This is a genomic window from Actinomycetota bacterium (assembly GCA_023488435.1).
In the GTDB taxonomy this organism is placed as follows: Bacteria; Actinomycetota; Coriobacteriia; order Anaerosomatales; family UBA912; genus UBA912.
The window spans coordinates 1-2,882 of sequence record JAMDCK010000039.1; the positions used below are offsets into that span (position 1 = coordinate 1).

Consider the following 2,882-nt stretch of genomic DNA (forward strand, 5'->3'; position numbering starts at 1 on the left):
CGCAGAACGCTTCGATGCGGGTGTTGACCCCGGTCTCGGCGGTTTGCGAGTCATAGCTAATGAACAGTATCGGGAAGGTGTATTCGCGGGACATCTTCTGCATCGCCGACATCGCGTTGACCTCCGGGAATCTGGGCTCCGTGCATTGCGGCGGCCGGTGGCAGGTAGCCCTCTGGGCCGGGCAGCACTTTATATGCTTCCATGCGCATACCTCCTTTGGTGGTTGACACAAGACAATAACCGCCGGAATGGATTCGCTCAAGTAAAATTTTTACTCGGGACGCATAATCTGCTCAAGACCCACTTCGCACCTGTTGCCCCACCCGGCTAGGAACTCCTCGTCTCTAAGGACGCAGACGATCTCGCAGTTGTTCGGGCAGCGACCGCACTCGAGGCCGGTTGTCTTGAACGACATCGAGCGGATCGAGAAGTCGAAGTCGTCCTCAAGGCCCGAAGCCTTGGCCAATAGCGCGATTCCGAGGGCCCCCATCAAGTGACCGCAATCGTCGACCAGGATGTCGTGACCCGTGGCGTCGGCGAAAGCCTTGACCACGCCCACGTTCTTGCTCACCCCGCCCTGGAAGACGATTGGGGCCTCGATCTTCTTGCCCTTGCCCACGTTGTTGAGGTAGTTGCTCACGATGGCGTTACACAGACCAGCGACGATGTCTTCGATTGCGTAACCCATCTGCGCCTTGTGCACCAAGTCGGATTCGGCGAACACGGTGCATCTACCGGCGATCTTGGTGGGGCGCTCGGCACGCAAAGCGTAATCGCCGAACTCCTCGACCTGAATGCCCAGCCTTTTGGCCTGCGAGGAGAGGAAGGAGCCCGTACCCGCGGCACAGAGCGTGTTCATGGCGTAGTCCACCGGGATCCCGTCGCGCAGGATGATGATCTTGCTGTCCTGGCCGCCGATCTCGAAGATGGTGCGCACGTCGGGGTGCAACGAGAGCGTTCCCATCGCATGCGCCGTGATCTCGTTCTTGATGGCCTGTGCGCCGAGGATCGCTCCGATGAGCTCCCTGGCAGAGCCAGTGGTGCCGACGGCCACGATGTTAGCCTCGGTGCCGGAGAGGTCCTCCTCCAGCTGGGTCAGCAGACGCTTGACCGCCCCGATCGGGTTGCCCTCCGTCCAAAGGTATGAACTGGCGAGGATGTTGCCTTCCTCGGTGACCACGACGCCTTTGGTCGAGATCGATCCGATATCGATTCCAAGATAGCTCTTAAGCACTTACGGCCCCTTTCTTGCGCATCTCCAACATGTCGCAGAACGCTTCGATGCGGGTGTTGACCCCGGTCTCGGCGGTTTGCGAGTCATAGCTAATGAACAGTATCGGGAAGGTGTATTCGCGGGACATCTTCTGCATCGCCGACATCGCGTTGACCTCCGGCATGCAGCCGAACGGCTTGAGGTGGATGACGCCGTCGAAACCTTCCTTCATAAGAGTGTAAGACAGCGACACCGACTCGGTGCCGTGCGCGCCGAGGTGGTGATCCACCCAGCCGCCGGAGTGGGCGATGAGCTCATCGACGTGCTTGAAGCCCTTGATCGAGTGGTTGATCATCTCGGTGATGGTCAGCGGTTGGTGGACCTCGATGCCGCGCAGCGCGAGCTGACGACCGATGTCGTAGTTGGAGAACGGCTCCAGCACAAGATACAACTCGCCGAGGATGGCTACGCGCAGCGGGTTCTCTGGGCGATTGAGCGCCACGGTCGCAAGCTCGGCCTTGGCCTCTTGGCGGATGGCATCCACCTCACGCATAGTGGCCGCGACTGCGAGCTGGGCCAGGTATTTCGTCTCGATGGCCTCGATCTGTCCCGGAGTGATCTGGAAGCCGAGGTTCTTGCGGGCGAAATCCTGGATCTCGTCGATGGCGAGCCCAAGCCTGGCCGCGAAGAAGAAGGCGTCCTTGACCTCACGCAGGGGCTTGTTAGTGCCCATCTTGTCTCGGAAGCCTTTGACGAACTCCAGGGGATTTCCGCCCGAGTCAATCCGGATGAACCTCACGTCGTAGCCCAGGTCCTTGAGGATCGCCGCCTGTACCTCGGCGTAGTAGCCGAAGCGACAGCCTCCCACGGCCTGGATGATCGTGTTGGCGCCGAGCTCGATCGCTTCGATGAAGTTGCCCAGGTTGTACTTGAAGGGTACGCAGACGAACTCGGGGCTGTGGCGGGTGCCCAGCTCGAGCGTCTGCACGGTCATCCTGGGCGGGAGGACGACCTCGCAGCCCATGCGCTCGGCGAGGGCCTTGAAGCCGATCCAGTACTCACCCATGTGGGGGAATGTGACTTTAAGCTGCTCCACGAGGGGCCTCCGATTCCTCTGATGCCGCTTGGCCCCGCTTGTTGGCGGCTTCCATGCGCAAGATGTCGACCAGGCTTTCCAGACGGGTGCGCAGGCCGGCCTCGCCGGTGAGCTCGTCTAGGACCAGCGTGGCAATCGGGACGTCTTTGAGTTTGCGCTGGCAAAGCTCGACCATGAGCGAGTCGGGCCCGCACGGGAAGGTCACAAGGAAGATCATCCCGTCGACCTTGTCGCGATAGTACTCCACAGCGCCGAGGAGCTGCTTGTTGTACGTCCACTTCACGTCGGTCGAGATGTTCGAGTAGAGCTGCCGAGCATGATCGTGGTCGAAGGCCTCGGAATCGAAGACGGTCGCGCCGAGCGACTCGAGGTACCTCTTGACGGGCATGCCGATGAACTCGTCGTGGTTGTTGTAGGCGTGCCCGACCAGCAGGATACGCGGAGCGTCCCATGGCTGATTAAGCAGCGACTTCTGCTCGCGGGCCAGTTCGCGGTCGTGCGCATACTGTGTGAGCTTCGCCTTCTTGTAAGCTGCGCAGACCTTGAACGGGTTCTTGCTGAACATCTTCCCGA

At 60.6% G+C, this 2,882-nt stretch carries 3 protein-coding genes; all 3 read right to left on the reverse strand.

Going from position 1 to position 2,882, the window contains the following annotated elements:
- Positions 1 to 271: 271 nt before the first annotated feature.
- Entirely contained in the window at positions 272 to 1,234 is a 963-nt protein-coding gene (locus tag M1617_06080) for an acyl-CoA dehydratase activase (GenBank protein MCL5887841.1), read from the reverse strand.
- On the reverse strand, positions 1,227 to 2,309 hold the full coding sequence (locus M1617_06085; GenBank protein MCL5887842.1) for a hypothetical protein: 1,083 nt from the start codon (positions 2,307 to 2,309) through the stop codon (positions 1,227 to 1,229). The genes M1617_06080 and M1617_06085 overlap by 8 nt, the downstream gene beginning before the upstream one ends.
- On the reverse strand, positions 2,296 to 2,882 hold a 587-nt coding region (locus M1617_06090), incomplete at its 5' end, for an acyl-CoA dehydratase activase-related protein (protein ID MCL5887843.1). The genes M1617_06085 and M1617_06090, both read right to left, overlap by 14 nt.